General features: G+C 72.4%; 19 protein-coding genes. 6 read left to right on the plus strand and 13 right to left on the minus strand.

What is annotated here, in order from left to right; translation table 11 throughout:
• Positions 1-76 precede the first annotated feature (76 nt).
• The 6 genes from ACIBG4_RS00430 to ACIBG4_RS00455 form a co-directional block, all read right to left on the minus strand.
• On the minus strand, positions 77-526 hold the full coding sequence (locus ACIBG4_RS00430; protein ID WP_397200002.1) for a hypothetical protein: 450 nt from the start codon (positions 524-526) through the stop codon (positions 77-79).
• Positions 527-849: 323 nt separating this feature from the next.
• On the minus strand, positions 850-2,079 hold the full coding sequence (locus ACIBG4_RS00435) for an acyltransferase family protein (RefSeq protein ID WP_397200003.1): 1,230 nt from the start codon (positions 2,077-2,079) through the stop codon (positions 850-852).
• A 24-nt stretch (positions 2,080-2,103) separates the two neighbouring features.
• On the minus strand, positions 2,104-3,081 hold the full coding sequence (locus tag ACIBG4_RS00440; protein WP_310712005.1) for a cation diffusion facilitator family transporter: 978 nt from the start codon (positions 3,079-3,081) through the stop codon (positions 2,104-2,106).
• Positions 3,082-3,390: 309 nt separating this feature from the next.
• Entirely contained in the window at positions 3,391-4,554 is a 1,164-nt protein-coding gene (locus tag ACIBG4_RS00445) for an acyl-CoA dehydrogenase family protein (protein WP_397200679.1), read from the minus strand.
• 156 nt (positions 4,555-4,710) lie between these two features.
• A complete protein-coding gene (locus tag ACIBG4_RS00450; RefSeq protein WP_397200004.1) occupies positions 4,711-5,310 on the minus strand; it encodes an ACT domain-containing protein in 600 nt (199 codons plus the stop codon).
• Positions 5,311-5,511: 201 nt separating this feature from the next.
• Positions 5,512-8,631, minus strand: coding sequence for a bifunctional cytochrome P450/NADPH--P450 reductase (locus tag ACIBG4_RS00455; protein WP_397200005.1), 3,120 nt, complete (start codon positions 8,629-8,631; stop codon positions 5,512-5,514).
• Between the two features lie 68 nt (positions 8,632-8,699).
• Between ACIBG4_RS00455 and ACIBG4_RS00460 the strand changes: the two genes are divergently transcribed.
• On the plus strand, positions 8,700-9,260 hold the full coding sequence (locus ACIBG4_RS00460; protein ID WP_397200006.1) for a TetR/AcrR family transcriptional regulator: 561 nt from the start codon (positions 8,700-8,702) through the stop codon (positions 9,258-9,260).
• 7 nt (positions 9,261-9,267) lie between these two features.
• Here ACIBG4_RS00460 and ACIBG4_RS00465 read toward each other — a convergent pair whose 3' ends face one another.
• From ACIBG4_RS00465 to ACIBG4_RS00490, 6 genes are all read right to left on the minus strand, one after another.
• The gene (locus ACIBG4_RS00465; protein WP_397200007.1) at positions 9,268-9,801 is read right to left on the minus strand and encodes a hypothetical protein; all 534 of its coding nucleotides are present in this window, start codon (positions 9,799-9,801) and stop codon (positions 9,268-9,270) included.
• Between the two features lie 71 nt (positions 9,802-9,872).
• Complete coding sequence (locus tag ACIBG4_RS00470) at positions 9,873-11,159, minus strand: right-handed parallel beta-helix repeat-containing protein (protein ID WP_397200008.1); 1,287 nt, start codon at positions 11,157-11,159, stop codon at positions 9,873-9,875.
• A 17-nt stretch (positions 11,160-11,176) separates the two neighbouring features.
• A complete protein-coding gene (locus tag ACIBG4_RS00475; RefSeq protein WP_397200009.1) occupies positions 11,177-12,994 on the minus strand; it encodes a glycoside hydrolase family 13 protein in 1,818 nt (605 codons plus the stop codon).
• Positions 12,995-12,998: 4 nt separating this feature from the next.
• Complete coding sequence (locus ACIBG4_RS00480) at positions 12,999-13,838, minus strand: sugar ABC transporter permease (protein ID WP_355443400.1); 840 nt, start codon at positions 13,836-13,838, stop codon at positions 12,999-13,001.
• Complete coding sequence (locus tag ACIBG4_RS00485; RefSeq protein WP_397200010.1) at positions 13,835-15,403, minus strand: ABC transporter permease subunit; 1,569 nt, start codon at positions 15,401-15,403, stop codon at positions 13,835-13,837. Before ACIBG4_RS00485 ends, ACIBG4_RS00480 begins: the two co-directional genes overlap by 4 nt.
• Positions 15,404-15,407: 4 nt before the next feature.
• Positions 15,408-16,697: an extracellular solute-binding protein gene (locus tag ACIBG4_RS00490; protein WP_310711996.1), complete on the minus strand. Its 1,290-nt coding sequence runs from the start codon at positions 16,695-16,697 to the stop codon at positions 15,408-15,410.
• Positions 16,698-16,998: 301 nt separating this feature from the next.
• On the opposite strand from ACIBG4_RS00490, the gene ACIBG4_RS00495 reads away from it, so the two are divergent.
• The 3 genes from ACIBG4_RS00495 (at position 16,999) to ACIBG4_RS00505 (ending at position 20,977) form a co-directional block, all read left to right on the plus strand.
• Positions 16,999-18,606: a glycoside hydrolase family 13 protein gene (locus ACIBG4_RS00495; RefSeq protein ID WP_397200011.1), complete on the plus strand. Its 1,608-nt coding sequence runs from the start codon at positions 16,999-17,001 to the stop codon at positions 18,604-18,606.
• A 126-nt stretch (positions 18,607-18,732) separates the two neighbouring features.
• Positions 18,733-20,088: a sensor histidine kinase gene (locus ACIBG4_RS00500; RefSeq protein ID WP_397200012.1), complete on the plus strand. Its 1,356-nt coding sequence runs from the start codon at positions 18,733-18,735 to the stop codon at positions 20,086-20,088.
• 70 nt (positions 20,089-20,158) lie between these two features.
• Positions 20,159-20,977, plus strand: a complete 819-nt coding sequence (locus tag ACIBG4_RS00505) for an SAM-dependent methyltransferase (protein WP_397200013.1) — start codon at positions 20,159-20,161, stop codon at positions 20,975-20,977.
• Between the two features lie 56 nt (positions 20,978-21,033).
• Here the strand turns inward: ACIBG4_RS00505 and ACIBG4_RS00510 are convergent, their stop codons facing one another.
• Complete coding sequence (locus ACIBG4_RS00510; RefSeq protein ID WP_310711992.1) at positions 21,034-22,371, minus strand: cation:dicarboxylate symporter family transporter; 1,338 nt, start codon at positions 22,369-22,371, stop codon at positions 21,034-21,036.
• Between the two features lie 136 nt (positions 22,372-22,507).
• Here ACIBG4_RS00510 and ACIBG4_RS00515 point away from each other — a divergent pair, with 136 nt between their 5' ends.
• Positions 22,508-24,013, plus strand: coding sequence for an ATP-binding protein (locus ACIBG4_RS00515; RefSeq protein WP_397200014.1), 1,506 nt, complete (start codon positions 22,508-22,510; stop codon positions 24,011-24,013).
• Positions 24,010-24,687: a response regulator gene (locus tag ACIBG4_RS00520; protein ID WP_397200015.1), complete on the plus strand. Its 678-nt coding sequence runs from the start codon at positions 24,010-24,012 to the stop codon at positions 24,685-24,687. The genes ACIBG4_RS00515 and ACIBG4_RS00520 overlap by 4 nt, the downstream gene beginning before the upstream one ends.
• Positions 24,688-24,742: the final 55 nt, after the last annotated feature.

A 24,742-nucleotide genomic window follows, 5' to 3' on the forward strand; every position in this document is an offset into this window, starting at 1 on the left:
ACAACCGCCGCGCCTCCACCGTGCGGAAGAGACGCCCGACGAGGCCGCCCGGCGGATCAGCGGGGTTGAACTGACCTCATCGAGCATGTGCGGGCATCGGATGGGCCGGTCCTTCGATGTGTCCGACCCGGTGGTCCTCCCGGCCGCGAGGTAGCTCCTCGGGGGATCCGCGTCGGTCCACAGCGATCATGCCGACGCCGTACGCCACGAGCACCATCGCCACCAGGCACAGCCGTACGGCCTGCGCGAAGTCCAGATCGAGGATCATCGGCAGCAGGCTCAGCACCATGATTCCCAGCAGCAGCCAGCCGGCCGCTTCGGCATGCGGATCCCGTACCAGGTGGAGAACCGCGACCGCCGTGGCGAGCCAGGCCCAGCAGGCGGCGGCCAGGGGAACCAGCCAGCCCTGCGTGAGACCGAACAGTCGGCGCCAGATGACGGAACGCCGAGCGGACGTCTCATCCACCAGCCCGGCGACGACCAGCGCGATCAACAACGCGGCATTGACGGCGAGCAGCCACCGCACCGTCGGGAAGCCGAAGGGACCGGCCAGTTCGGCTGACCGATGCAGTATCGCCGGACCTGTGGCCGGTCGCGGCACGGGAGAAGCCGCTCGGCACTCGTGCGCCGCCCAGGCCCAGTCCTCTCCCCAGGGGCATGCCGAAGGCCGGGGCGGGGGCGGGATCGTGAAACCGGGCCGGGGCGAGAGCGTGACCCATGGATCCGGTGATGGTGACACACCGCCCCCTCGCCTACGGTCGGACACACGTCAACCACGCTACGTGGTGTTCGCCCCCGGTGCGCGCCGCGCCTCGGAGCCGCCCGGGAGGAACCGGGGCCCGCGGGGTGTCAGTTGGTGGCGGGGCGCGCCGCGCGACGGCCGAGCCGCTGCATCGGCCGCTCCACGAACCGGTACGCCAGGGCGCTGACCAGCATCACCAGGGCCAGCGCTGCGGCCGCCATGACGAGCTGCACCGGCAACGGCGCGCGCCGCAGATCCCCGGTGACCTGGACGAAGTACTTCAGCAGCGGATGGTGCACCAGGTAGAGCGAGTAGCTGATCAGGCCCGTCCAGGTCAGCACCCGCGGCAGGCGGCGGCCGCGCAGCGCCATCGCCCCCGCGAACGTGGCCGCGGCCAGCACGATCGTGGTGATCCACACGTCCGGCTGGACCCACCACCATCCCGACCCGATCGCCCCCACCGGCGCGAGGGCCACCAGCGCGCCCGTGACGGCCACCGGCCAGAGGGGGCCGGTGCCGCGCTCCCAGCGGTAGATCGCGGTGCCCGCGAACATCACGCCGAGCACCGCGACGCCCAGCCACGGCACCCGCCCGCTCAGCACCGGCAGCGCCACCGCCATCAGGCCGAGGACGCAGGCTCCGGCCGTACGGAACCGGCCCGAGACGACGCACGCGAGCCCGGCGGCGAACACGGCGCCCGAGGCGTACGGGAGCCAGCCGCCCGTCGCCACCGGGCCCGCGAGCGCCAGCCCGACGGCGACCGAGAACCCGGCGAACAGCACGGCCAGCAGCCCGCTGCGCTCGTGCGTCCGCATCACGAACAGCGCGGTCACGAGCAGGTAGAACACCATCTCGTACGAGAGCGTCCACATGGTGTCGGCGACGCCGCCCACGCCGACGACGTCCAGCAGCATGGTCGCGTGCGCCGCCACCGCCGACCCGTCGCGCGGCACCTCCGCGCGCACCGGCACCCACCAGGCCAGCCCGACCACCAGGGCCGCGACGGCCAGGTACAGCGGGTACAGCCGGAAGGCCCGGCTGACCCAGAAGCGCCGCAGGTCGCCGTGCCGCTCCAGCGAGGCCGGGATGATGTAGCCGCTGACCAGGAAGAACACGACGATGCCGTACACGCCGAGGCTGAACCAGTACGGGCGCAGCGACGGCAGGAACCAGGGGAGCATGTGCTCGGCGACCACGGCCATCGCGCCCACGCCGCGCAGCGCGTCCAGCCAGGCGAGCCTGTGCTCCCGGGGCGCGGCGTTCCCGTCCGCGGGGTCCCGGACGTCCTCGCGGGCCGCGAGGGACGGGGCAGGCTGGTCTGAGGCGGCGGAGGACACCCGCCCCAACCTACCCGCACCGCATCAGGTGATGCGATGCGTATGGAGAGGGGCGTGGTGGTCGACGTCCGCGGGCCCGTGGGGGTCGGTGTGGACCGTGGCCGCCCGCAGCCGCGGCACGTCGTGGATGAGCCGGTGCTCCGCCTCCACGGCCAGCGCGTGCGCCCGCACCAGCGTCAGGTCGTGGTCCACGAGGATGTCCACCTCGGCGTGCAGCGCGTGGCCGATCCAGCGCAGCCGGACGGAGCCGACCGCGCGCACCCCCTCGACGGTCCTCAGCACCGCCTCGGCCTGGTCCACGAGGGCGGGGTCGACGGCGTCCATGAGCCGGTGGTAGATCTCCCGGGCGGCGTCGCGCAGCACGAAGCAGATGGCGGCGGTGATGAGCAGGCCGACGAGCGGGTCGGCGATCGGGAACCCCAGCGCCGACCCGCCCGCGCCGAGCAGCACCGCCAGCGACGTGAACCCGTCGGTCCTGGCGTGCAGGCCGTCGGCCACCAGCGCGGCGGAGCCGATCTCCCGGCCCACCCTGATCCGGTAGCGGGCGACCCACTCGTTGCCGAGGAAGCCCACCACGCCCGCGGCGGCCACCCATCCGACCGCGCGCAGGTCCTGCGGCCCGGCCAGCCGCCGGATCGCCTCGTACCCGGCCACCGCGGCCGAGAGGGCGATGACGACGACGATGGCGATGCCGGCGAGGTCCTCGGCCCGGCCGTACCCGTAGGTGAAGCGGCGGTTGGCGGCGCGGCGGCCGAGCGAGAACGCGATGGCCAGCGGCACGGCGGTGAGCGCGTCAGCCACGTTGTGCAGGGTGTCGCCGAGCAGGGCGACCGAGCCGGACATGACGACGATGACGGCCTGGACGGCGGCGGTGGCCATGAGCACGGCGAACGAGGCGGCCAGCACCCGCAGCCCCCGGCTGCTGCCCTCCAGGGCGGCGTCGGTCTTGTCGGCGCTGTCGTGGCTGTGCGGGGCGGCGGCGTGCCACAGGCGCGACAGCACGCCCCGCGCCCTCTCCCGCCGGACAGCGGACCCATGCCCGTGCCCATGCCCATGCCCGTGGCCGTGGCCATGTCCGTGATCGGAGCCGGAGATGGGCCCGTCCACGTGGGCTTCCGCATGGCCGGAGGTGTGCCCGTGCCCGTGCGCCTGCTCCCGGCCGGCAGGGTGACCGGGCCCGTCCGGATGGGCGTGCGGCTCGCCGGGGTGCCGTGGTCCGGACATGGCCCTCCTCACCCGCATGACGTCGCGTCCGGCCGAGTATGCCCGCCGCCCGCCCGCGCGAACATCCCCTCGCCCCTCCCCCGTCCCCTACCAGCCGATCCGGCCCTTACCGGAGACGAGGGCGCGGGCGATGACCAGGCGCTGCACGTCGTTCGTGCCCTCACCGATGGCCATGAGCGGCGCGTCCCGGTAGAGCCGCTCCACCACGAACTCCTGGGAGTAGCCGTAGCCGCCGTGGATCCGCATGGCCTCCAGCGACGCCTTCAGCGCCACCTCGGAGGCGAAGTACTTGGCCATGCCCGCCTCCATGTCGACGCGCCCGCCGTCGTCCGCCCGGGAGGCGGCCCAGTAGGTGAGCAGGCGGGCCGCCTGGATCTCGGTGGCCAGGTCGGCGAGCTTGAGCTGGATGGCCTGGAAGTCGGCGATCGGCTGCCCGAACGCGGTGCGCTCACGGGCGTAGGACAGCGCGGCGTCGTAGGCGGCCTGGGCGACCCCGACCGCGCGGGCGGCGATGTTGACCCGGCCCGTCTCCAGCCCGCCGAGCACCTGCTGCATGCCGCGTCCCTCGACGCCGCCGAGCAGCGCCGACGCCGGCACGCGCACGCCGTCGAGCACGACCTCGCACGTCTCGGTGCCCTTGTAGCCCAGCTTGGGCAGGTCGCGGCTGACCGTGAAACCGTCGGCCGACGGATCGACGAGCAGCACGGACATGCCCTTGTGCGCCGGCTCGGTGACGGACGTCTTGACCAGCACGGGCAGCGGGTCGGCGTGGCGGGCGTTGGTGATCCACGTCTTGGTGCCGGTGACGACGTAGTGGTCGCCGTCGCGTACGGCCCGCGTCCGGATGCCCTGCAGGTCGGTGCCCGCGGCGGGCTCGGTGAGCGCGATGCCGGTGCGGCGGGCGCCGGTGGCCAGGTCGGGCAGGTGGAGGCGTTTCTGCTCGTCGGTGCCGTGGCGGGCGATCATCCAGCAGGCGATCGTGTGCGAGCCGAGGATGCCGGCCACGCCCATCCAGCCGCGCGCGATCTCCTCGAAGACGAGCGCGAACGACACCATGTCGGCCCCCAGCCCGCCGTACTCCTCGGGCACGGACAGGCCGAACAGCCCCATCCGGCGCATCGTGTCCACGATCTCGGTGGGATAGCGGCCGGAGTGCTCCCACTCGGTCGCGACCGGCACGATCTCCTTGTCGACGAACGCCCGGAGCGTCTCCCGGAAGGCCCGCTGCTCGTCGGTCAGCTCGAAGTCCATCTGCCGCTCCTCCGTGAGAGCCGCGCGGCCCGGCCGGACGGCCGATCCGCGCACGGCTGCGCCGCTCACGCTAATGATCCGCCGTTTTCCGGGTCAACGCCCCGGACCGTACGGCACGCCGCCCCGGGGGCGGGCTTCTTCGGCGCAGGGACGTCCTCAGCGCAGGGACAGGGCGGACACCACGTCCACGATGCGGGCGGCGCGCTCCACCTCGGCGCGGTGGAAGCCGGGGCCTTCGGAGCGGGCGACCACCACGTGCATGTCGTGGGCGGAGACCGGCAGCAGCATGAGCCGCAGCTTCTCGGAGACGCGCGTGGCGGCGCGCAGGGGCGGCTCGTCCAGGTCGAACGCGGCGGGGGCGGACAGGCTGGCGTGCCGCACCTCGCCGCCGGACATCGCCAGCGACCACTCGGCCCCGCACAGCCCCGGCAGCGCGTCCACCAGCGTCGCGAAGGCGCGCCCCGGCTCTGCCGCGACGTGTATGAGCAGGTCGTAGTCGGGCGCGGAGCCCGGCACCTCCCTGGTCGTCCAGACGCCCTCGATCCGGATCCCCGGCACAGCGGACAGCCGGTCGCGGACCTCGTCCGTCGTGGCGGCCCCCGGCCAGGACACGGTGAAGTCGTCCACGGCCCGCCCGGACTCGCGTTCGAGCACGGTCACCTGCAGGATGTCGGCGCCCAGGGCGCCGAGCGCCCGCGCCACCTGGCCGAGTGCCCCCGGCCGGTCCGGCAGCGACACCCTCAGTCGCAGCAGCATCGGTGCCCTCCTTTCCAGGGCTCCCACAGTGCCGCGTCAAGGTTTCGCGGATGTTTTAGGGATATGTCACGCATGCTGCGGTTATATCCCAATCAACTCTTCCGGAGTGGGTTGGTCAGGCAGCCTTTGCCCCCTGCCGCCTGCACCTTTCCGCCGACCGGCCGGGCGGAGAGACCCCGCCCGGCGAGCCGGGCGAGGCCGTCAGGCGAAGACGTCCTGCTGGTAGCGGCCCTGCTCCTCCAGGGACGCCAGCCACGCCTCGCCGTCACCGCCCGTCCGCTCCCGGTGGATGCCGGCCAGGACCCGCCGGACGGCGGGCGCCATGCGCAGCCCGTCGCCGCACACGTACACGTGCGCCCCGGCCTCCAGCAGCTCCCACACGCGGTCGGCCTCGGCGGCCACGGCGTCCTGGACGAACCTGTGCGGATGCCCCGGCACGGCCGAGAACGCCTCGTGCACCCGGACGTGCGGCGCGGCGGCCCAGCCCGCCAGCTCCTCCCGGTACAGCCAGTCGTGCTCGGGGTGGCGGCACCCGGTGAACACCTCGACCGCCCCGCCCGCCCCGCTCAGCGCCCGCTCCTCCAGGAAGCCGCGCAGCGGCGCGAACCCGGTGCCCGGCCCGACCAGGATCACCGGCGTCTCCGGGTCGTCCGGCAGCCGGAACGGCGGCGCGGGCACCCGGACGTAGCCGTAGAACGTCTCACCGGGGGCGAGCCCGGCCAGGTAGGCCGAGCACATGCCCTGATAGCGGCCGCTGCCGGACCAGGCGGGCCCCTCGACGAGCCCGACGGTGATCCGCACCCGGCCCGGCTCGGCCAGCGGCGAGGACGACACCGAGTAGTACCGCGGCTTGATCGGCCCGGCCATCTCCAGGAACGCCGCCAGCGGCAGCTCGATCGCCGGGAACCGCTCCAGCAGCGCCAGCGGCGACAGCCGCTTGGCGAGGATCTCGTCGGCGTAGTCGGCGGTCAGCGCGGCGAGCTGCCCGCGCGTCCACGGGCAGGAGGTGTGCGCCGCCAGCGCCTCCAGGTCGGCGCGGGTGGCGACCTCCTGGAGCTCGGCGAACTCGGTCAGCAGCAGCCCCGCCGTGACCGGCCGGTCCACCGGCAGGTGCGTGCCGCCCCTGGCGCGCAGCCGTACGACCTGCTCACGCGGCAGGCGCAGGCAGCGCAGCGCCCATTCGACCAGCTCGGGGTCGTTCTTGGCGAAGACGGCCAGGTGGTCGCCGGCGGAGTAGGTGACGCCCTCGGGCAGCCGCGCGACGAGGGAGCGGACGCCGGGCCGGGGCGCCTCCACCGAGAAGTCCCAGAGCCCGGCCGGGTCGCGGGTCAGCTCCTCGTTGGACACGACCGTGAGGGGGAAGGCCCGCTCGGACACCACGGCGGGCCGCACCTCGGCCTCGGTCAGCACCTCCAGCTCGTAGCGGGGGCCGGCGTCCGCGGCCGACGCGCTGTACTCCTCGGCCAGGGCCGCCCACAGCGTCGCGGTCCAGGCGGACACGTCGCCGTCGAAGTCACCGTCGGCGTCGGCCTCGCCCCGCTCGACCAGCGGCACGGCGCCGGCGGCGGTGAGCTTGTCGTAGGCGCGGCGCGGGAAGTCCTGGTATGTGGGCCACTGGGTGTTGCCGCAGCCGAGCACCGCGAGCCGCACCCCCGACAGGTCGGGCGGCGTCGTGCGGGCGTCGAAGCGCTGGGCGTTGTCCGGGGCCTTGCCGTTGTAGGAGGAGGCGACGACGACGAGCAGGCCCTCGCGGGGCGGTTCGAGGTCGTCGAGGGCGGTGAGCGTGGTGGCGAAGCCGGACCGGCCGGCCCGCTCGGCCAGCCGCTCGGCGATGTCGGAGCAGGTGCCGAGGTTGGAGCCGTAGGCGACGGTGAGCGGCACGCCGGTCACGGCGATCACCTGCCCCTCGTCCCGCTCCTCCGCCTGCGCCACGGGAGCCGCGCCGCTGAAGCGCTCGTGCGGGCGCCGCTCGCGCACCTGGAGCGTGAACCCCTCCGGCTTGAGGGTGAGCGTCTGCTTGATCTTCATCTTGTACGCCGCGGGGTCGGAGAGCGCGAACCGGCGCAGCAGCATGGCCAGCGTCAGCCGTGCCTCGGTGAGGGCGAACTGGCGGCCGATGCAGGCGCGCTCGCCGTTGCCGAACGGCTTGTAGGCGGCCGGGTGGTGGTCCTTCCGGCGCTCGGGCAGCCAGCGGTCGATGTCGAACTCCTCGGGCCGCTCCCACGCCTTCGGGTGGCGGTGCAGGGCCGGCAGGACGAGGGCGGCCGGGGTGCCGGCGGGCACGGGGTAGCCGCCGAGGGTGGTGTCCTCCAGCGCGGTGACGGCGAAGGCGGGGATCGGCGACCAGGTGCGCAGCGTCTCGTCGAGGACGCGCGGGATCACGTCCAGCTTCATGATCGTCTCGTACGTGGGCGGCTCGTCGCCGGGCAGCAGCCGGTCCACCTCGTCATACGCCTGGGCCAGGGTGTGGGGGTGGCGCAGCAGGTTGTACAGGGCGAAGGACAGCAGGCCGCTCGTCGTCTCGTGCCCGGCGATGAGGAAGGTGAGCACCTGGTCGCGGATGTTCGCGTCGGACAGGCGCTCGCCGGTGAGCGGGTCGGCCGCCTCCAGCATCAGCCCGAGCAGGTCCTTGGCCCCGCCGGCCGGTCGGGCCCTGCGCTGCCGGATGACGTCCTCGACCAGCTCGCGCATGGTGGCGATGTCCTGGCGGTAGGTCTCCTCGCTCCGGCGCTTGAGCTTGGTGACCACGGGGAGCTGCCGGTTGCGGATCATGGCCTCGGTCAGCGCGCCGCCCATGGCCTTCAGGAACGGGTGCAGCTCCGGCGAGCGGAACGACTCGAAGCGGTAGCCGAAGCCGGTCAGGGAGATGACGTCGAGGGTGAGCCGGGTCATGTCGTCCGACACCGGCAGGTCCTCGCCCTGACGGGAGGCCCACGAGCCGACCAGCCGCTCGGCGATCTCCAGCATCTGCGGGTAGTACGCCTTCATGGAGCGCTGGCTGAAAGCCGGCATGAGGATGCGGTGGGCCTGCCCCCACACGGGCTCGTCCAGCTCGGCGGTGAACAGGCCGTCGCCGGAGAAGTCGCGGACGATCGACAGGGGCGGCTCGATCCGCTTGCGGAACCGGGTCTCGTCGCACAGCTCGGCCGCCATGTCGGGGTCGTAGACGAAGAGCACCCTCCGGCCGACGATGTCGAGCTGGAAGAGACCCTCGTCGTACCTGCCCGCCAGCTCGGTGAAGTGCGCCATCGGCGAGTGCGCGGGGATCTGCAGCGTGTTGCCCAGGAACGGCAGACCGGACGGTGAGGGGATCTCCTTCATCAAACTCTCCCTGTGTCGTCGCCTCACATGCAGCCATACACCGTATGGCTATCGCTAGCATACGCCGTATGGCTGTCAGTGCGCGCAGGGGCGCCCCCCTGAGTCCCGAGGAGATCTACTCGACGGCGCTGCGCCTGGTGGAGGAGGGCGGCGTGGACGCGCTGTCGATGCGCAAGCTCGCCGCCGCCCTCGACGTGAACCCCATGTCGCTGTACCACCACGTCGAGAACAAGACGGCGCTGATCGCCCAGATCTGCCGGACCATGGCGGGGCGGCTGGAGCTGCCCGTCCAGAGCGGGGAGTCCTGGCAGGAGCGGCTGCGCCGGCTGGCCCACGCCTACCGGCGGCTGGTCTCCACGTACCCGTCGCTGTGGACGTACATCCACACCCACCCGGAGGTGGTCGCCACGCACGAGGGCGGGTTGTGGGACGTCCTCTTCCCGATCATGGCCGAGGCCGGGGTGCCGGAGGAGGAGCGCACGCGCACGGCCGACGTGCTCCACGGCTTCGTGACGGGCCTCATCCTGACGGAGCAGCAGGGGCACATCGGCCGGGACGACCCGGAGGAGGTGACCCGGACCTTCGAGACGGCCATCGACATGATCATCCGCGGCCTCCCCCACCACTGAGGCCCCGTCAGCGGACGAGGACCCAGAGCTGGTTCGTGCTCGACGGGTCGCAGGGGACGCCGGACACCGCATTGCGGTAGCTCGTCGTGAGGCACGTCTCCCTGACCGGTCCCTGCCACCTGATCGGGCGCCCCTTCCAGGTGATGAGGATCCGGTCGCCTCCCGCCGCCTGCTCGACCGTGGTGAAGGTGATGCGGCGCTTCTCGATCGCCGTGCCGCAGCGCTGCATGGGCACGATCGAGTTCTTTCTCGGCGCACCCAGGCACCGCTTGTTCCTGCTGTAGAGGCTGACGAGCTCCGATCGGGCGTCGCGGGTCCACAGGTAGCCGTCCCGACCGTGCGGAGGCGGGCAGTACTGCGTATGCGCTGCGTACTCCTGGCTCCGGCCTTCCGGATCCATGCCCCAGGTCAGGCACATGTTGGTGGAGACATTCCTGATCAGGTAACTCCCCGCCGCCATGGCGGCGGGGGCTGTGGGGGGAAGGGTGGTCAACGTCATCGCGGCGACACCCACGATTGCGATCTTGGCCCGTCTCTTCATGAGGCGGCATGGTAGCCAAGCGGCCGGCCGGCGTCCGGAAACGGCGATTACCGCGTCTGCGCGGCCGGTGGTCAGGGCTGGTAGGCGCCTGCCGCCGGTGGGGAGGACAGGGGCTTGCCGGTGATGTCCGTGGTCAGGGCCGTGCCGCCGAACCAGGCGGCCGACAGCGGCAGGCCGCGGCCGAGCGCCGGGGAGCCCGGGCGCAGCCGCAGGTCGGTGCGCGAGACGAAGCGGGGGTCGGCCATGACGGTCCTCGGGCCGCGCCGGAAGCGGGCCGTGCGGCCCTCGTAGACGCTGCCCGCCTCGTCGGCGCCCTTGCCGTCCTCGAAGCCGGCCTGGCCGCCCACCCTGACCGCGTTGTTGCGCAGCCGCAGGATCGACGGGGAGCAGCCGCCGTGGCAGGACCAGCCGAGGGTGCGCGGGCCCGGCAGGTACACCGAGTTGTGCACCGCGACCGTGCCGAGCACGGGCCCCACCACGTGCCGGGGGCCGCGGGTGACGAGGAAGGAGCTCTGCGGCAGGGAGGAGGTGACGACGTTGAAGGCGTACACGTTGCCCGTGGCGGTCTTGCCCTTCGTCGCGCCCAGCTCGGTGAACGTCTCGTTGTCGTGGGCGCGGTTGTAGGTGACGCGGTTGCGGTCGCCGTCGAAGATCTCGACGGCCGCGCCGTCCATCCGGTAGTCGTGGCTCGGCGCGTTGCTGCCGGTGATCGTGTTGCCGGTGACGAGGTTGTCGTCGCCGTTGACGAGGATCCCGAACGCCCCGGAGTCGTTGTCGGGGGCGTCGTCGTTGACGCTCATCCTGTCGTTGTCCTTGAGCGTGCTGTCGCGCACGACGTTGCGGGAGCCGGTCGGGGTGATCCAGATGCCGGCGATGTTGCGGTCCGCCTGCACCCCCACCAGGTGGTTGCCGTCGCCGCCGACCTCGAAGCCGGCCCACTGGCACCGGGAGGCGCGCAGGCCGCTGACGCGCCAGTGGTCGCCGCTGACGACCACGCAGTTGCCCTCCTGGCCGCTGATCGTGGCGAGGGGGCCCTGGCCGTACGGCTGGACGACGATGGGCCGGGCGGCCGTGCCCTCGGCGGACAGGGTGAGGGTGCCGGTCCACCGGCTGCCCCGCTTGACGCTGATCGCGTCTCCGGGCTTCAGGTCGGCCGCGTTGACCTTGTCGAGGGACTTCCACGGGGCGGTGGCGCTGGTGCCGGCGGCGGAGTCGTCGCCCTTGCCGGAGTCGACGTAGTACGTCGTCCCCGCCGCGACGGCGGCGGCGGGCGGGACCAGCGGCACGGCGGGTGCGGCCGGCAGGCCGGGCAGCAGGGACGCCAGGAGGGTCACCGAGGACAGGTTCACGCTCACCACGCCTAGAAGTTGAACGCTCACACAGGGAGAGCGCCCAACGTATCGGCTCGCCGCGCCAGACGCCAGATCCTCAGGGCCGGCCCGCCGCCCGGGATCGCGTTCGTGTCCGAAGCGTTGTAGACGGGGGTCGCGGGCCCCGGCAGGGGCAGCGGCTCGCCCGGCGCCCGGCGGGCGCTCACCAGGAGGGTCTCGGCCTCGGTCTCGCGGGCGAACACCAGATGGTCCGCGTCGGCGTGCAGCCAGCGCAGGCCGCCGCGCCGCAGCGCCGGCTCGGCGCGGCGCAGCCCGAGCAGCTCCCGGTACGCCGTTAGCGTGGCGAGGTCCTGGTCGGCCGGCCGGTTCCACGGCATGGGGGTGCGCGCGTGCTCGCCGTTGACGCCGGTCAGCCCGAACTCGCTGCCCGCGAACACCATCGGCGTGCCCGGCAGCGTGGCCTGCAGGCCGAGGGCCACCAGGTGACGCTCGCGGGAGCCGGTGACGGTGCGGATCCGCGGCGTGTCGTGCGAGTCGAGGATCTGCCAGGAGTGGACGAGCGAGCGCCACGACATGTGCGCGGCGAACGTCCGGACCGTGGCGAGGGCCGCCGTGCCGGCGCGCGAGGGCACGCCGCCGGGCACCCCGAGGAAGCGGGCCAGGTCGAGGCCGGGGTCGCGCAGCCAGGTCCAGACGGGGCGGGTGAAGCCGCCGTAGTTCATGGTGCCGTGCCAGCCGTCGCGGTCGAGGTCGGCGGAGGCGTCGTGGCAGTGCTCGGCGATGAGGGCCGCCCCGGGCCCCGCCTCGCGGCGCAGCAGCGCCGCGACCTCGTGCGTGTGGTCGTCGGCCCCGAAGCGCCCGGTCATGTTGGCGACGTCCACCCGCCATCCGTCGAGCGGGCCCAGCCATCTGCTCAGCGTGGCCGGCACCCGGGAGCGGACGAGCTCGCTGCCCCAGTTGAGCTTGGGCAGCGTCTTGACCCCGAACCACGCCTCGTAGTCGCCGGTGTCGGGGTCGAAGTAGAACATCTCGCGTTCGGGCGCGTTCACGTCGGACACCGCGGCGGTGAACCACGGGTGCGCGTCTCCGCAGTGGTTGGTGGTGATGTCGCCGAGCAGCCGCATGCCCTGCCCGTGCAGCGCGTCCGCGAGCCTGCCCAGCGCCTCGTCGCCGCCGAGCAGCGGGTCGACCCGGTCGAAGGCGGCGGCGTCGTAGCGGTGGTTGGAGCGGGCCGGGAAGATCGGTGTGAGGTAGACCGTGTCGGCGCCCAGGGCCCGGACGTGGTCGAGGTGCCGGACCACGCCGTCGAGGTCGCCGCCGTAGAACTGCTGGGAGGTGCCGGGGCCCTCCGGGATGACCGGGTCGCGGTCCCAGTCGCGTGGCAGCGCCCACCCGGGCAGCGGCCGGGACGCGCCGGAGCGGCCGAAGCGGTCGGGGAAGATCTGGTAGACGATCGCGTCGGCCATCCAGGGCGGCGGCGGCTCGTGGGAGACGAGCCGGAAGTCGCCGGCGTCGGTCACGTCGTGCGCGGCGAGCCCGCCGGCGGTGAGCCACGCCTGGCCGCCCGGGGTGTGCAGCAGGAAGCGGTAGCGGGTGACCGGGTTGACGGCGGCGATCTCGGCGCGCCACCACACGTCCTGGCGCCCGTACCCGGTGACGTCCGAGGACGTCCTCAGCTCGTCGACGGCCGCCTCGGTGTAGCGGGGCTCGCCGTCGTACACCGTGCGGACGTGCACGCCGGTGACGGCGGCGGAGCGGGGGGCACGGACCCAGACCGTCACCGGGGAGCCAGGCGACGGCGTGAGGTCCGACACGTAGAGCGCGGAGCCGTCGTGGTGCGGCTCCCCTGCGAGACACAGCATGCGCCTACCCCTTCACGGCCCCGGCGGTGAGGCCGGAGACGATGAACTTCTGCAGCCAGAGGAACACGCCGACGGTCGGGATCGCGGTGATCAGCGTGCCGGCGGCGAACATGCCGAAGTTGGCGTTGCGCTGGTCGCCGGCGATCATGCCGTACATGCCGACGGCGAGCGTCTTGCTCGCCGGGTCGCGCAGGAACACGCTGGCCATGATGAACTCGCTCATGATCCCGATGAACGCGAGCAGCCCCGTCACCGCGAGGATGGGGGTGACCAGCGGCAGGATGACCCGCCAGAAGATCTGCGCGTGCGTGGCCCCGTCGACCGTGGCCGCCTCGTCGAGCTCCTTCGGCACGGTGTCGAGGAAGCCCTTCATCAGCCACGTGTTCGCGCCCAGCGCGCCGCCCAGGTAGAGCAGCATGAGGCCCCACACCGTGTCGAAGCCGAACGCCGGGTACAGCTCGGTGACCCGCGTGAAGATCATGAAGATCGTCACGATGGCCAGGAACTGCGGGAACATCTGGATGAGCAGCAACGACAGCAGCCCGACCCGGCGCCCGCGGAAGCGCATCCGGCTGAAGGCGTAGGCGGCCATCATCGACAGCAGCAGGCTGGCGAACGAGGCGGCCAGCGCGATGAACACCGAGTTGAGGAACCATCGGGCGAACGGGTACCGGTCGTTGGTGAACAGGGCGGCGAAGTTGCCGAGACTCGCCCCGTTCGGCAGCAGGTCGGTGGAGGCGAGCGTGCCGAGCGGGTTGATCGCCGCCGACACCACGAACATGATCGGCACCAGGGCGAACACGCACACGAGCAGCACGAAGCCGTGCCTGAGCGCGAGCTTCACGCGTAGACCTCCTCCTGCTTGCGGGTCCGGCGGAAGGCCACCGCCGAGATGACCGCCACGAGCGCGAAGATGAACACCGAGATGGCCGCCGCGAACCCGAACTGCGCCCCGCCCGCCCCGAACGCCAGCCGGAACGTATAGGTGATGAGCAGGTCGGTCGCGCCGACCTGCGGGCTCTCGGCGGGGAACGGCCCGCCCTCGCTGGTGAGCTGGATGGCGTTGAAGTTGTTGAAGTTGAACGCGAACGACGAGATGAGCAGCGGCGTGAGTGCCACCAGCAGCAGCGGCAGCGTCACCTTGCGGAACCCGTACCAGGGCGAGGCCCCGTCGATGGAGGCCGCCTCGGTCAGCTCGCGCGGGATCGCCTGGAGCGCGCCGGTGGTCACCAGGAACATGTACGGGAAGCCGAGCCACAGGTTGACCAGGATGACGGCCGCGCGGGCCGTGCCGCTCTGGCCGAGCCAGTCGACGTTCAGCCCGAGGAGCTGGTTGATCAGGCCGAAGTCGCGGTTGAACATGTCACGCCACACCATCAGCATCGCGAAGGACGGCATGGCGTACGGCAGGATCAGCATGATCCGGTAGACGCCCGTGCCCCGCATGCGGGGATGGTGCAGCGCGAGCGCCACGCACATGCCGAGCACGAACGTGCTGACGACCGAGACCAGCGCGAACACCACGTTCCAGCCGAAGACGCCGAGGAAGTAGCCGGAGATGGTGGGGTCGGTCACCACCCGGGTGAAGTTGCCGAACCCGACGTTCACCTGCCAGCCCTGCGCCAGGTGCTCGCCCTTGGCGTTGACGAAGTAGCCGCGCGCCTCGTCGGCCTTCCAGGGGCCGCCCTCGCCGTTGACGCAGTCGCAGGCGGCGTCGTAGGTGAGCGCGGACCTGCCCTCCACGGCGCGGCTCAGCCCGTTGGCCTTGATCACCCCGCCGGAGGTGGGGACGGCCAGCGCGGAGATCTCCTGCCCGCGGGCGGCGGCCTCGGGGGCCTTGAGCACGGTGAAGCCGGGAGCCTGGAGGACCTTGCCGGTGATGCCGAGCCGCGCTCCGGTCACGGGGGCCAGTCCCTGGCCGGAGCCGGCCTGCACCCGCTTGGTCTTGGGGTCCACGAGGAGGAACACCAGCTCGCCGTCGCGCAGCGCCGCGGTCAGCGCGTACTCGGGCGAGCCGGGAGCCTGCCGCACGGAGCCGGTCTCGATGGCGGTGACCGCCGCCTGCATGTCGCCGCGGTGCCCGTCGCCGAAGTTGGTGAAGGCGGTGCTCACCGTGTACAGAACGGGGAACACCTGGAAGGCGATCAGGCAGATGGTGCCCGGGACGAGGTATTTCGCGGGGACGAAGCGGCGGGTCAGGTAGAGGTAGGCGATGCCCGCGCTCGCCAGGCAGAGCAGCGTGAGCGAGGCCCACGCCTCGGCGGCGACCAGCGGCGGCACGGCGTAGAGCAGGATCGCGGCCGCCACGGCCAGCACCGCGATCCTGCTCACCACGTACGTCGTGGTGATCTCCCGGCGTGGCCGCGGACCCCTGCGGGTGTCCGCGGCCACGCGCGTGTCCTGCGTCATGACGTCAGTTCTTGAGCGAGCCGTCGATGGTCTTCTGCGCCGCCGCGGCGGCCTTGGCGGGGTCGCCGCCCTTGACGACCGAGGCCTCGGCGATGCCGAAGGGCTCCCAGATGGCCGCCATCTCGGGGATGGCCGGCATCGGGAAGCCGTCCTTGCCGGCGTCCATGAACTTGCCGGCGTCGGCGTCGGTGGCCTGGACCTCCTGCAGCGCCGCGGTCAGCGCCGGCGGGCGCGGGTCGGCCGCGTAGAGCGCCTTGGCGACGTCCTTGTTGGTCACGTAGTTGGTGACGAACTCCTGCGCCAGCGTCTTGTTCTTGCCCTTCGCCGCGACGAAGAACGACTGCACGCCGACGAACGGGGTGGCCGGCTTGCCGCCCTTGAACGGCGGGACGGGCGTGATGTCGTAGGAGAAGCCGCCCTTCTTCACATCGCCCATGGCCCACGGGCCGGAGACGAGGAAGGCGCACTTCTTGGCGGCGAAGCTCGGGATGTAGTTCTCGTTGGTGATGGAGGTCTTGAGCGCCCCGTCGCCCTTCTCGCCGAGCTCCTTCAGCTTGCCGAACGCCTTGACCGAGTCGGGCGAGCCGACCAGCACCTTCTTGGCGTCGGGGTCGCCGGTGGCCGTCGCGCCGAACAGGGCGCCGCCGCCGGAGGCGAAGATCGGGTAGGAGTGGAACGCGTCACCCTTCTGCGCGACCGGCAGGCAGAGCACCTCCTTGACCTTGCCCGCGGCCTTGAGCTCCTTGCCCTTGGCGACGAGGTCCTCGAGGGTGGCGGGCGCGTCGGGCGCGAGCTCGGTGTTGCGGATCAGGGCGATGTTCTCCACCGCGTACGGCGCGGCGTAGACCTGGCCGTTGAAGGTGACGGCCTTCATGGCGATCTCGGGGAAGGCGGCCTTCTGCTCCTCGGTGAGGTTGACCGGGTCGATGGCGCCGTTCTGGACGAGGTTGCCGATCCAGTCGTGCGCGCCGACCATGATGTCGGGGCCGCTGCCCTGCTGGGAGGCGGTGAGGAAGACCTGCTGGTTGTCCTTGCTGATCTCCTTCACCTCGACGGTCACGCCGTTCTCGGTGCCGAACTGCTCGGCGAAGGGCTTGAGCGCCTTGACCCGGTTGGGGTCGGCCCAGATCACGAGCTTGCCGCCCTGGGCGGCGGGCGCGGTGGCGCCGCTCGACCCGGTGGGCGCCGAGGAGGGGGCGGCGGCCGGCTCGCCGCCGCCGCAGGCCGACACGGCCATCGCCAGGGCGGAAAGGGCCGCCACGTGTGCCGCCGCACCCAGAGCTCGCTTGCGCATGGGACCTCCAGAGGTCACGGAGGGAGCGGCGGCACGCGCGAGGTGCCGCCGCTGGAAGTCGATGTGGGCCGCGGATGAGCGGCTTATGTTTCCGGGACGTTAGCGAGACTTTGCAAGAATTGGAAGAAGTTGCAAAAAGCGTTACCTGATCCAGACCCATCCTGACCCCGGCCTGACCTCCGGGCCAGCGTCCTGACCGGCAGAAGGGACGCTTCTGCAACTTTCCGCAAGTTGCGCTTGACCTCTCGTAACGCCGCAGGCCATCCTGCATCGGAACGAACCACCCGGGGGAAGGACGACCATGGGCATCACGCCGCATTCGCTGCCGAACGACGCATCGCCCACTGTGCCGCCTACTGGGCCGCCTACCGGGCCGCCCGCCGGTGACGACTGGTGGCGGGACGCCGTCGTCTACCAGGTGTATCCGCGCAGCTTCGCCGACGACGACGGCGACGGCATGGGCGACCTGCCGGGCGTGCGCCGGCGGCTGGGCTACCTGAGCGAGCTGGGCGTCGACGCCCTCTGGCTGAGCCCCTTCTACACCTCGCCGCAGGCCGACGCCGGCTACGACGTGGCCGACTACCGCGGCGTGGACCCCATGTTCGGCACGCTGGCCGACTTCGACGCGCTGGTCGCCGACGCCCACGCGCTCGGCATCCGCGTCATCGTGGACCTCGTCCCCAACCACTCCTCCGACCGGCACCCGTGGTTCCAGCAGGCGCTGCGCGGCGAGCGCCGCGACCGCTACATCTTCCGCGACTCCCCCAACGACTGGGAGTCGGTCTTCGGCGGCCCCGCCTGGACCCAGGTCGAGGACGGGCAGTGGTACCTCCACCTGTTCGCGCCCGAGCAGCCGGACCTCAACTGGGACCACCCCGAGGTGCGGGCCGAGTTCCGCGACATCCTGCGCTTCTGGCTGGACCGCGGCGTCGACGGCTTCCGGGTCGACGTGGCCCACGGCATGATCAAGGACGACGGGCTCCCGGACGTCGGGCCGAAGGAGGGCCGCCAGGTCGAGCTGCTCGGCGACGAGCGGGTGCCGTACTTCGACCAGGACGGCGTCCACGACATCTACCGCGAGTGGCGGCCGATCCTCGACTCCTACCCGGGCGGCCGGATGGCGGTGGCCGAGGCCTGGGTGTCGTCGCCGGAGCGGCTGGCCCGCTACGTCGGGCCCGACGAGCTGCACCAGGCGTTCAACTTCGACTTCATGATGGCCGACTACCACGCCAAGTCGTTCCGCACGGTCATCGAGAAGTCGCTGGCGGAGGCCGAGCTGGTCGGCGCGCCCACCACGTGGGTGCTGTCCAACCACGACAAGCCCCGCCACGTCACCCGGCACGGCGGCCTGGCCCGTGCCCGCGCCGCGACGCTGCTCATGCTGGCGCTGCCCGGCTCCGCCTACCTCTACAACGGCGAGGAGCTCGGGCTGCCCGAGGTGCTCGACCTGCCCGACGAGCTGCGCCAGGACCCCGCGTTCAAGCGCAGCGGCGAGAGCCGGGACGGCTGCCGCGTGCCGCTGCCGTGGACCACCGCGCCGGGCTGCGGCTGGCGCGACCCCTGGCTGCCGATCCCCGAGGAGTGGCGGGAGCTGTCGGCCGAGGCCCAGCAGGACGACCCGGACTCGACCCTGAGCCTCTACCGGGCGGCCCTGCGGCTGCGCAAGCGGCATCCGGCGCTGGGCGGCGGCGTCCTGCGCTGGCTGGAGTCCTCCGTGCTGGACGCGCGTGAGGACGTGCTGGCGCTGGAGCGCTCGCCCGGGCTGGCCGTCGTGCTCAACACCGGCGAGGAGCCGGTCACGCTGGCGGAGCTGGGACTTTCGGGCGAGGTCCTGCTGTCCAGCGGCCCCCAGCCCGACCCCCGCGCGGTGGCCCCGGACACCACGATCTGGCTGGCGCTCACCAGCTGACCGGACGTGAGCGCCGGACGTGAGCGCCCGTCGTGAGCGCCCGTCGTGAGCGCCGGACTTGAGCGTTGGGGGAATCTTTCCCTTCGCACGACTTCCGGCGGTTGTCACGGTTAGTAGCCTCGGGGCGTGTCCCGCAACTGGGCGCGCTCCCTGCGCGGGCGTGTCACGCTCGTCGCGACACTGATCGCCGCGATCCTGCTGGTCCCGGTCGGCATCGGGGCGGTCACCGTGACCCGCACCTGGGTCGCGGCCAGCGTCGCGACGGACACCCGTAACACGGCCGAGCGGATCGCAGCGGAGACCCGCGACGGCACACAGTGGCGCGGCGGCAGGGTCGCGGTGCTGGATCCGACCGTGCCGCTCATCCAGATCGTCGCCCCGGACGGCACCATCACGGCGGTCAGCGACGCGGCGCTCGCCATGCCGCGCCTCAGCGACGTGTGGCCCACCCCGGACAACCGCGTCATCAGCACCACGCGCTGCCTCCCCAAGGTGTGCCTGCACCTGACCGCCGTCCGCGTGTCGCCCGCTGCGAACTCCAGCGTCGTGTACGCGGGGCGGCGGGCGCCGGGCGTGCTGGCCGGGCACACCCTGGAGACGGTGACCTCGATCGAGATCCTGATCCTCATCGCGCTCACCGGCTGGGCCACGTGGACGATCATGGGGCGCGCGCTGCGCCCCGTGGCGGCCATGCGCGCCCAGCTCGACGAGATCAACGCCAGCGACCTGAGCCGCCGGGTGACGCAGCCGACCCGGGACGACGAGCTGGCCGGGCTGGCCGCCTCCATCAACGGGACGCTGGCGCGCCTGGAGCGCTCGGCCCACCAGCAGCGCCAGTTCGCCTCCGACGCCTCCCACGAGCTGCGCACCCCCATCGCGGGGCTGCGCGCCCAGCTCGAGAGCGCCCAGCTCTATCCGGACGACACCGACCTCGACGCGCTCGTGTCCAGCGCGCTGCGCGACACCGACCGGCTGGAGGCGATCATCACGGACCTCCTGCTGCTGGCTCGGATCGGCTCGCGCGTGGACGCGGCGATGGAGCGGGTGGACCTCGGCGAGCTGGTCCGCGAGGAGCTGTCCGTCCGCAACGACAAGATCCCGGTACGGCTGGCGGCCGCGGACGGCGTGATCGTCAACGGCGTCCGGCTCCAGCTCTCCCGCGTGCTGACGAACCTGCTGGACAACGCCGCGCGGCACGCCGACCGCTACATCAGGGTGTCGGTGGAGCCCCAGGACGGGCTGGCCGTCCTGGCGGTGGAGAACGACGGCGCGGAGATCGCCGAGGAGGACCGCGAGCGGATCTTCGAGCGGTTCACCCGCCTGGACGCGGCGCGCAGCCGCGACGCGGGCGGCACCGGCCTGGGACTGGCGATCGCCCGCGACGTGGCGGTGGCGCACGGCGGGGCGCTCACGGTCGAGGACTGCCAGGGCGGCGCCCGCTTCGTGCTGCGCCTGCCGTCAGCGGCGCGAACACCCGAGTGACGTACCGGAAAGAACGCGACATCAGGGGAATCAGTGGATGGAAGCCTCTGATGTCCGGAATCATGGACTCATGATGGAGCAGGCGCCGTTGGGCATTGACCCGCACGTTCCCAACGCGGCGCGGATGTACGACTACTTTCTCGGCGGCAAGGACAACTTCCAGGCCGACAGGGATCTGGCGGAGCTGGTGCTGAGCGTGATGCCTGACGTCCGCGTCGGCACCCAGCAGAACCGCGCGCTGATCGGCCGCGTGGTGAAGTACCTGTGCGACCAGGGGATCACCCAGTTCCTTGACCTGGGGTCCGGGCTGCCCGCGCAGGAGAACGTGCACGAGGCGGCCCGGCGGTACGTCCCCGACGCCCGGGTGGTGTACGTGGACAGCGACCCGGTGGTGGCGACCCATGGGCGGGCGTTGCTGGCCGAACCGGACCGCGTGGTCATGGTGCAGGCCGACGCGCGGCGGCCGGAGGAGGTCCTCGGCGATCCCAGGGTGCGGGAGCTGATCGACTTCGACCGGCCGGTGGCGCTGCTGATGATGTTCTTCCTGCACCTGGTGCCGGACGAGGACGACCCCCAGGGGTTCGTGGCCCGTTACCGGGAGGCGCTGGCGCCGGGCAGCTATCTGGCGATCTCGCACGTGGGCAGCGACACGGCGCCGGAACTGGTCAACAAGGTCGTCGAGTTCTACCGGCGGGCCAACACGCCGTTCTGCCCGCGGCCGGGCGCGGAGATCGCGGCCTTCTTCGGCGACTTCGAGCTCATCCCGCCGGGCCTGGCCACGGGGCTGGGCGAGCAGACCGGCTGGCCGTTCATCGACCCGGCCGACCGGCCGGTGATCGCCGAGGAGCTCGCCCGCATGGGGTACGCGGGCATCGGCCGCAAGCCTTAGCGCCCCCTGGCCGGACGCCCGTGAAAGGGCGCCCGGCCGGCAGACGGACCCGGGGATCAGACCGGTGACATCTCGCGGTCGGTCTGGGCCGCCGGCGGCTCGGGCTCGCGCTCGTCGTCGTCCAGCAGCGTGGACTCGTCGAACGGGTCGCGCCCGGCCAGCACCTCCAGCGCCCGCTCCCGGTCGAAGCCGCCGGTCCACCTGCCGACCAGGACGGTGGCCACGGCGTTGCCGGCGAAGTTCGTCAGCGCCCGCGCCTCGGACATGAACCGGTCGATGCCGACGATGAGGCCCACGCCGTCCACCAGCTCGGGGCGGTGCGACTGGAGGCCGCCCGCCAGCGTGGCCAGTCCGGCGCCGGTCACGCCGGCGGCGCCCTTCGAGGCGATCACCATGAACAGCAGCAGCCCCACCTGCTCGGCGGGCTGGAGCGGCGCCCCGGTCGCCGACGCGATGAACAGCGTGGCCATGGTCAGGTAGATGGCCGTTCCGTCGAGGTTGAAGGAGTAGCCGGTCGGCACCGTGATGCCGGCCACGGTGCGGCTGACGCCCAGGTGCTCCATCTTGGCGATGAGCCGCGGCAGCGCCGACTCCGACGACGACGTGGACAGGATGAGCAGGAACTCCCGGCCGAGGTAGCGCAGCAGCGACCACAGGTTGATCCGGGCGAACACCCACAGCAGCGTGCCGAGCACCACGCCGACGAACAGCGCGCAGGTGATGTAGAAGGCGGCCATGAGGACGGCCAGGCTCTTGAGCGCGTCGAGGCCGGTGGCGCCGACGAGCGCCGCGATGGCGCCGAAGGCGCCGATCGGGGCCGCCCACATGATCATGGCGAGGATGCGGAACACCAGCCGCTGGAGGTGCGCGATGGCGTTGAGGACGGGCGCGCCCTTGGCGCCCATCGCCTGGAGCGCGAAGCCGGTGAGCAGCGCCACCACCAGCGTCTGGAGCACCTGCCCCTCGGTGAACGCCGACACCAGCGTGGTCGGGATGATGCCGAGCAGGAAGTCGGCCGTGCCCGTCGCCTCGCCCTTGGCCGCCTCGGCCGCCGCGGCCTGCTTGGCGGCGTCGGTCAGGTGCAGCCCGCTGCCCGGGTCGATGAGGTTGCCGACGACCAGGCCGATGACCAGGGCTACAGTCGACATGACGAGGAAGTAGCCGAGCGCGAGCCCGCCGACCTTGCCCACGCTGGCGGCCTTGGTCACGGAGCCGACGCCGAGCACGATCGTGCAGAAGATGATCGGGCCGATCATCATCTTGATGAGGGCCACGAATCCGGTGCCGAGGGGCTTGAGCGCCAGGCCCACGTCCGGCCAGACGAATCCGACCAGGACTCCGGCCAGGACAGCCGCGATGACGGCCAGATAGAGGTAATGGGTGCGGTCACGCATGGGAGGCGCTCCAAGCATCGGGGAGGACTCTTCTCACTTCGTGACTATGCGGCCTGTGGTGATCCACGTCACCATTGCGTAAGTTTCGTTCACCGCGTTCGTGACGGGCGAGGTGAGGAGTACGGAGAGGTTCCGGATGCGACAGTGGAGCCTGGCGGGGCAGATGCTGCTCCTGCAGCTCGTCGTGGTCGCCGTGGCGGTGGCGGGCGGCGCCGTGCTGGAGTCGGTGCTGGCCCGCGAGGTGGTCAGCGGGCAGGCCGCGGCCACCTCCCAGGCCGTGGCGCTGAGCGTGGCCGCCTCCCCCGACGTGCGGGCGGCCCTGGCCGGGCCGTCGCCGACGGCCCGGCTCCAGCCGTACGCCGAGCGGGTGCGCGCGGAGACGGGCGTCGACTTCGTCACCATCATGAAGCCGGACGGCACCCGCTACACGCATCCCAACCCGGCCGAGATCGGGCGGCGCTTCCTGGGCCACACCGAGAAGGCGCTGCAAGGACACCCCTTCACCGAGACCTACACGGGCACGCTCGGCCCGTCCGTGCGCGCGGTCGTCCCGGTCCGCGCCGGCGGCTCCATCCCGGCGCTGGTCAGCGTGGGCATCAAGGAGGAGCGGGTCAGCGCCGAGCTGCTCGTGGTGCTCGTGTGGACGGGGCTGATCACGGCGCTCGCCCTCGGGCTGGGCGCGGGCGGCACGTGGCTGGTGACCTCGCGGCTGCGCCGGCAGACCCACGGGCTCGGCCCGGTGGAGCTGAGCCGCATCCACGAGCACCACGACGCGGTCCTGCACGCCGTGCGGGAGGGGCTGCTGCTGGTGGGCAAGGACGGCACTCTGACGCTGTGCAACGACGCCGCCCGCCACCTGCTCGGCCTGCCGGGCGACGCCGAGGGGCGGCACGTGGCCGGCCTCGGCCTGGCCGAGGTGCTGACCAGCCGGGAGGAGCGCATCCACCTGGTCGGCGACCGCGTGCTCGCGGTCAACGGCGCGGCCAGCCGCCTCGGTACCGTCGTCACCGTACGCGACCACACGGAGCTGCAGGCGCTGGCCGGGCAGCTCGACGCCGAGCGGGGGTTCGCCGAGTCGCTGCGGTCGGCCGCGCACGAGGCCGCCAACCGGCTGCACACGGTGATCACCCTGGTGGAGCTGGGCCGCGCGGAGCAGGCGGTGGCGTTCGGCACGGCCGAGCTGCGGGCGGCGCAGGAGCTGACCGACCGCGTGATGGGCGCGGTGCGCGAGCCGGTGCTGGCGGCGCTGCTGCTCGGCAAGAGCTCGGAGGCGGCCGAGCGGGGCGTCGAGCTCGTCATCAGCCAGGACAGCGACCTCGACGACCTGGGCGTCGAGAGGGGCGTCGAGACGCGGGAGCTGGTGACCATCCTCGGCAACCTCATCGACAACGCGATCGACGCGGCCTCACGGGTGGAGGTGTGCCTGCGCGGCGACGACCGGGAGGTGCTGGTGCGGGTGGCCGACGACGGGCCGGGACTCGTCTCGCCCGAGGCGTTCCGGCGCGGCTGGACGACCAAGGGCGACGGCCACGGGCTCGGGCTGGCCCTGGTGGGGCAGGCGGTGCGGCGGCTGGGCGGCGTGATCGACGTGGCGGGCTCGGAGTTCACCGTGCGGCTCCCGGTCCCGGAGCGGGTCCGATGATCTCCGTGCTGGTCGTCGAGGACGAGGAGATCACCGCCGAGGCCAACCGCATCTACGTGGAGCGGGTGCCCGGCTTCCGGGTCGCCGGGGTGGCCCGCTCGGGCGGCGAGGCGCTGCGCTTCCTGCGGCACACGCCGGTCGACCTCATCCTGCTCGACCTGTACCTGCCGGACATGCACGGGCTGGAGGTGTGCCGCGCCGTGCGGGCCGGCGGGCTGCTGTGCGACGTCATCGCGATCACCTCGGCGCGCGACCTGGCCATGGTGCGCTCGGCGGTGTCGCTCGGCATCTCGCAGTACCTGCTCAAGCCGTTCGCGTTCGCCGCCCTGCAGGAGAAGCTGACCCGCTACGCCCGCTTCCGCAGGGAGGCCGGCGAGATCGTCGGCCAGGGCGACGTGGACCGGGTGCTGGGCACGCTGCGCGGCGTCGCCACCGAGCTGCCCAAGGGCATGACGCAGGACACCCTCGACACGGTCGCGGCCGAGCTGCGCGGCCGGCCCGAGGGCGTGTCGGCGCAGGCGGTCGGCACGGCGGCCGGGGTGTCTCGGGTCACGGCCCGCCGCTACCTGGAGTACCTGGTGGAGCGGGGCGTCGCGGTGCGCTTCCCGCAGTACGGCGGGGTGGGCCGTCCAGAGTTGCTCTACCGGATGCCCACGCAACGTTCAGGGGAGTGACGCTGGTCGTTCAATCCGGGCCTCTAGCTTCTGGTGCATCCCTGAAGCACTGAGG

This window comes from Nonomuraea sp. NPDC050383, assembly GCF_044459125.1.
Taxonomy (GTDB): Bacteria; Actinomycetota; Actinomycetes; order Streptosporangiales; family Streptosporangiaceae; genus Nonomuraea.